This window comes from Aequoribacter sp. (assembly GCF_965659035.1).
In the GTDB taxonomy this organism is placed as follows: domain Bacteria; phylum Pseudomonadota; class Gammaproteobacteria; order Pseudomonadales; family Halieaceae; genus Aequoribacter.
Genome location: NZ_CBFHWH010000112.1, coordinates 1 through 5,667, shown reverse-complemented (window position 1 = coordinate 5,667; position 5,667 = coordinate 1). Strand labels below are relative to the sequence as shown.

General features: G+C 50.9%; 4 protein-coding genes. All 4 read right to left on the bottom strand.

What is annotated here, in order from left to right:
• On the bottom strand, positions 1–417 hold a 417-nt coding region (locus ACTF5Z_RS11105), incomplete at its 3' end, for a TSUP family transporter (RefSeq protein ID WP_438985692.1).
• Positions 418–420: 3 nt separating this feature from the next.
• Positions 421–834, bottom strand: a complete 414-nt coding sequence (locus ACTF5Z_RS11100) for a CBS domain-containing protein (protein ID WP_438985691.1) — start codon at positions 832–834, stop codon at positions 421–423.
• Between the two features lie 87 nt (positions 835–921).
• Positions 922–2,049 carry an alkaline phosphatase D family protein gene (locus ACTF5Z_RS11095; protein ID WP_438985690.1) on the bottom strand — a complete coding sequence of 376 codons (1,128 nt, stop codon included), beginning with the start codon at positions 2,047–2,049 and terminating at the stop codon, positions 922–924.
• A gap of 83 nt (positions 2,050–2,132) precedes the next feature.
• Entirely contained in the window at positions 2,133–5,366 is a 3,234-nt protein-coding gene (locus ACTF5Z_RS11090) for a TonB-dependent receptor (RefSeq protein WP_438985689.1), read from the bottom strand.
• Positions 5,367–5,667: the final 301 nt, after the last annotated feature.

Here is a 5,667-nt window from a genome sequence, read left to right as displayed (position 1 = left end):
AGGGACCCAAACGGACTGCTTGAGCTCCTGCCAAACCATAAGCAACAGCGACACGACAATAAATATCACCATAGCCAACGCAAAACCCGCATCGGTAATTAGGTCGCCCATGAGCGTTCCAAGCACGACACCCACCCCAGCGGCAGGAAAAACACGCCACAATACGCCCCAATCGGCGTGTCGATGGTAATAAAGCACCGCCATAACGTCGGCGGCCACCAGCATCCCTAGGGCAATACCTGTCGAGTCTTTGGCACCAAACATGAGTGCAAGCAGAGGCACGGTCGGCATGGCCACACCGTGCAAACCGGTTTTCGCCATACCGATCAGTAGAGCGCTGACTAGCAAACCCAGCCAGGCTAGAAAAGACAATTCAAACAACACCGATTCTTCACCAAATAGCGCAAAACCGGTCAATGGCTAGGCTTTGCGTCGAGAGTACTCCATTAAAGCCCACAGTACGTTCCCCGAGCTCACCTGACCGACGAGTTTACCATCTTCTAGGACAGGACGGCGACGCTGCTGAGTCTCCAACATGCTTTGCGCCACTTCAACAATGCTGTCGCTTGGTGTGCACGTGTTCAGTTTCGTCGTCATGAATTCATTAACTAGGCGATGATCAGGATCACCGTCGTTATAGATAGAATTCAAAATCGCTTTAAGACAGTCGATTTCAGAGAGGACGCCCACCACTACGCCATGATCATTGACCACTGTAATGCCCGTCAGTTTGTTATCGACAATGACCTGCACGGCTTGCGCGATGCTAGCGTTCTCTGAAATTGTAAGGGGCGAACGATGCATACATTCGCTCACGGCTGCTGTTCTAACCATACCTTCTCCTGTGTATTCTATTTTTTTAATACAATAACAACAGAAAGTCAGATATGCCAAGAGTTTCTGATTGCAGACGAACTCAATCTACCTTGCTCTGAGATGTTGGAGAGCGACTTCGAGGACCTGTAGCTCAACCCCGCCCTCATCAATTAACCTAAAAATCAGCGATTGCTCAGCGCCAGCGCCTATAATTTCAATCTCGCCAAAGCTGTTGTCGCTGACGTTTGCATCAAGCGCGCGGAATTTATTAGGCTCATCAGCGACGTTAAAGCGACCACGCAGTGCGTTATTCAAGCCACTTGAGGTAATTTCATAGAGCGGATAGCCCACGTCTTGCCGATTGATCACGCTGATCTCACTGGAGTGCCTGTCACCACTCAACAGCACAACACCCTCTGCCCGGCTATGTGCGATTAAACGTAGTAAACGCTCGCGCTCTGCCGGAAAGTTCGCCCATTTTTCAAAGCACTGCTCGGTAGGAAGAACTTGAATACTGGAAACGATTAATCGCAAATCTGCGGGCTGCAGAAGTTGTTCAGCCAGCCAAACCCATTGACCCTCACCCAAAATAGTGGCGTCTGAATCGCTGCTAAATACCCACCCACCACGTTCGCAGACTTCTGGGTTTTTCGATTTCACAAAAGGCGAACGAAAACTGCGTGTATCCAACATCACCACCTGGACTTTTAAATCAGCCAGTTCAATCACAGACGCATTGTGGATACCCGGCTGGTCAGGTGAAGTCTCAGCAAGACCTAGTGGGCTAAAGAAGTCGATGAAGGCCTTTTTGGCTTCTAAGCGCTCCGTGTGCTCTTCCCCGCCATCGTTGAGCCCATAATCGTGGTCATCCCACGTGGCGAAAACGTCTATTTCACGAGCCCGACTCGCGACGAGAAATTTATTAAAATCGGGGTTCTTTTTCAGGCGTTCATAAGCTACCTCATAGTTGCGAGGGGAAGGCATGAGCTTATAGGCGCCAGTATCAGCGTAAACGTTATCGCCCAAAAACAAAAATGCGTCAGGGTCACGATCTACCACCGCTGACCAGACCGGCATGGGCTGATCTTGCACAGCGCACGAACCAAACGCAATGCGGCTGCTTGTTACATCATCAATCGCGGCTGTAGCAAAGGGTGTGCTTACTCCGAGCAAAACCAGTGCCGCGAGACGGCTGCCAAAACGCTTAAATGCTAAACCCTGTTCTCGATGCACATCGACCCCTTAGACCATTCTCGGAGACAAAAAAATCCCCGCCGAGGCGGGGATTATCGTACTTCCATTCACTCGTGTCGATCTTAGAACTTAACCGATAGACCGATGCGGATTTCCCACAACGAACGCTCTTCTTGCAGATCGTTCACATCACGTGCTGAGAAACGCTCAAACACGTAGCGGCCCTGATCATCAATCGAAGAGGTAACAACCTGCTGCGAGAAGAACTGTGCATCGTTGATCTTACCCCAATCGCTGTTCAAGAAATTGGTAAAGTTGTAGATCTTGGCGTACACAACACCTTTGGTGTCGCCGAACAGGTTCACTTCTTGGTCAACACGCAAGTCCATGCGGTAAGTCCAGTCAGCGTTGGTCTCATTGCGCTCAACAAAACCGGTGCCTAGGCCTTGACCTTTGCGCCATTTCTCGAAGGCTGCGTAATCGAAGTTGGGATCAATCACTACGTTTGGATCGCTCTCGCCTTTAGGCACGTACAACAAGTGACGACCGAAGAAACCATCACCTTCTTGGTCGACCGAACCCATCACGTAGCTGCCCGCTTGACCTTCTTGAGCAAAGCCGTACAGAGACACGCGTGTGGCATTGTCACCGAAGAAGTTGTTGCTGTAACGCAAGCGGAACGTGAAGCGGTGCGGAACCACGTAGTTTGACACCGCCGCTGAAGGCTCAACCAGATCATTCAAAGCCAAGTTGCTGAAGTTAGACCCTGCTACCGACGAAGTCATTGGGCTGACGTCTTCCGCGTAGGTATAAGCATATCCAGCAAGCATATCGATGCCATTGTCGAATGACTTACGCACGGTTGCACTAAAGATGTGCGCTTCTGGGTTCTGGCTTGAGTTAGTCAACATGTAGTTGTCTTCGCCTTTACCCGCCGCATAGTCATAGATTGGTTTACCAGCTGCCGTAGTACCAATACGCTCTTGGGACACGTCTACGTAGTAGGCCATGTCTTGACCTTGCGTGTACAAGTAATCTACGTCAAACACGTATCCATCGCCGTAGTCGTAAGTTGCGCCGACTGCTGCTTTCCACTCAGCAGGCTGCTCGTAGTTAGGGTCGACCAAGGCTAAGAAGTTGTTGCTCGCATCCGCGTCGGTAACAGCGGCGACGCTATCCACCAATGATTGCGGCACATCGTAGCCAGGACGACCAGCGCCTGATAGCACCACTGAGTTTGGCAAACCTTGCAGCACAGTGTTCGCACCCGCAAAGTTACGGAATTGGAACTGAGCGTTTGAAATACCGTCGTTTGAGAACGAGTTAGACAGCCAAACGTTGGGGTTACCGCCTGAGTACAGGCCGAAACCACCGCGTACTGTTAAGCTCTCATCAACGTTCCAAGTAAAGCCAACACGAGGCATTAACAGATCGGTGCCGTCAATAGTCGCGTTGTTTTTGAAGCCCTGAGCTGCGGTAAACGCTGTGTTCAAACGAGGCGCGCCTGAGGCGTCCCACCACTCGTAGCGCAGACCGGCAGTAATGGTCATATCGATGTTATCCAAGGTGAACTCGTCTTGGATGAATACTGCATTCAAGGTGTTTTCGAACGAAGCCGCTGCGTCGTTAGCGTTGTTCGTACCGCCCGCGCTTCCGTAGTAAACACGGCTAGGCAAGCCAAGTTCAAACTTGTCTAAACCCGTCGTGCCACAGTTCGGATCGTCGTTACGCTCCTGAGCAGTTAAAGTCGCACAGGATGGGTCGTTGCCGGCCGAATCGTCAAAGTAATCCCACTCACCACCGTTAGAGTGCTGTACGAACAAGTTGAACACACTCAATGATTCGCGATGGTAACCGAAGCTGATCATGTGCTTACCAAACAGGTACTCTGCATTTAAGCGCAAGTACTCCGCTTCGTAGCTCAATGCGTTAGCCTGACGAGAATCGTCGGCACCCAAATAAATGGTGTTGCGGTCTGCATCGGAGATTTGGTGGTCACCGAAATCTTTAGGACCTACGGTTACCTGCCCATCATTTTGCTCCTGCATACCGAAGAAAATATCGGTAGACAAGTTGTCAGACCACTGGCTGTTCAAGGCGAACGAGTACGTGGTACTTTCGTCGCTTTTTACGTAGTAGTGATTACCAAATTCAAATTCGTTGTCATCGCTATCGGATGCACGATCCTGGAAACCTTCGTAGTAGTTGTAAACGAAAGACGCCGAGTGACGGTCCGAAATATTGTAGTCGATACGCGCAAAGGTTTTTTCCGCTTCTTGTGCGCCATCGCCGGGCAAGCCACCTGGATCGTAGTCGTAGGTGTTAATCGCAATATCGCGTACACGGTTGAACGTTGCTTCATCCAACCAAGCGCGCTCTTCACCGTTACCCGAGCCTGCGTAGCCTTGTGCCAAGAAACGAGGAAACTCTTGCTTCTCGTAGGCAACGCTCAAGAACAATGTGTCTTCGATCAACGGGCCCGCTACCGAGAAGCCATACTGCTTTTCTTCGAACGGTTCGATGTTGAAGGTTTTACCATCGATCTCGTCGCCGCGAAAATCTTCGTTGGTCAATTCATAGAACAAGCTACCGGTCCACTCGTTACTACCGCGCTTGGTTACAGCATTGATGTTACACGCCGAGAAACCGCTGTATTTTACGTCAAACGGCGCCAACTCAACCGCTACCTGCTCTACCGCGTCGTAGGGGAAAGGCATGCCAGTCGCCGTGCCGTAACCGTTGTCGTTCAGACCAAACTGGTCAGAAAAGCGCACACCATCTAAAGTGGTGGTGTTAAAGCGTGGGCTCTTACCCGCGCAGTTCACTGCACCCGCACCGCCAGAAACATTTAAACGAGGGTCAACTTCAAATACGTTTTTGATGTCGCGATCGTAAGCCACAGCGTCTTCTAATTCGGCCAAACCAAAGTTGGCAGAAGGACCCGGGGCAACGCTCATCAGCATCTGCTTGCCTAACACCATCACTTCTTCGATGTCACCACCGCCAATCTGCAGAGGTAGCGCGTAGGCGTCACCCAAAGCTATCGACGGGATAGTGGCTTGCTTTACGCCGTTAACTCGCACTTCGTAAGGACCGCCTACGGCCAAGTTACGCAGCGAGTAAGCACCGGTTTCGTTTGATTTAACGCTACGAGTCGTGCCCGAGCGGGTGTCTGTTACCGTAACCGTCGCGTTGGCAGCTGGGTTGCCTTGCGCGTCATAAACCTGACCGACAATAGCAGACGTTTGCTGGTTCGCCTCCACCAGCATAGGTGCAGTACCTAAGCCAAGCGCAGCCGATCCGATCGCGATTGAAAGCGCGTTACGCGCAAACAACTGAGCAATGGATTTGTTCATCGTGTTGCTTCCCCTGTGGATGTGGATTGAGTGTTGCAGGTGAGAGGCTAGTATAGAAATATGACAATATGATGAGAATGCGCGACGGGTGGTTGATTGCGGTAATATTCACACAAGAACAATAGGTACCGCTTTTAACTTAGCACGCGCATGGCGGCGCATAGAGCCACTAAAAACCGACTTAGCAGTACAAGTCTAGATTAGACATTTTAAGCAAGAACGTCTGCAAAAAACGGTGGGGCTAGTGCACCCACCGTGCGAATACTCGCTACAAATAGGTAATACGCGCCTCTAACTCGGC

Excerpts from the sequence above, each read along its gene's own strand:
- ACTF5Z_RS11090 (WP_438985689.1), bottom strand. The coding sequence starts at position 5,366 with ATGAACAAATCCATTGCTCAGTTGTTTGCGCGTAACGCGCTTTCAATC.
- ACTF5Z_RS11100 (WP_438985691.1), bottom strand. The coding sequence starts at position 834 with ATGGTTAGAACAGCAGCCGTGAGCGAATGTATGCATCGTTCGCCCCTT.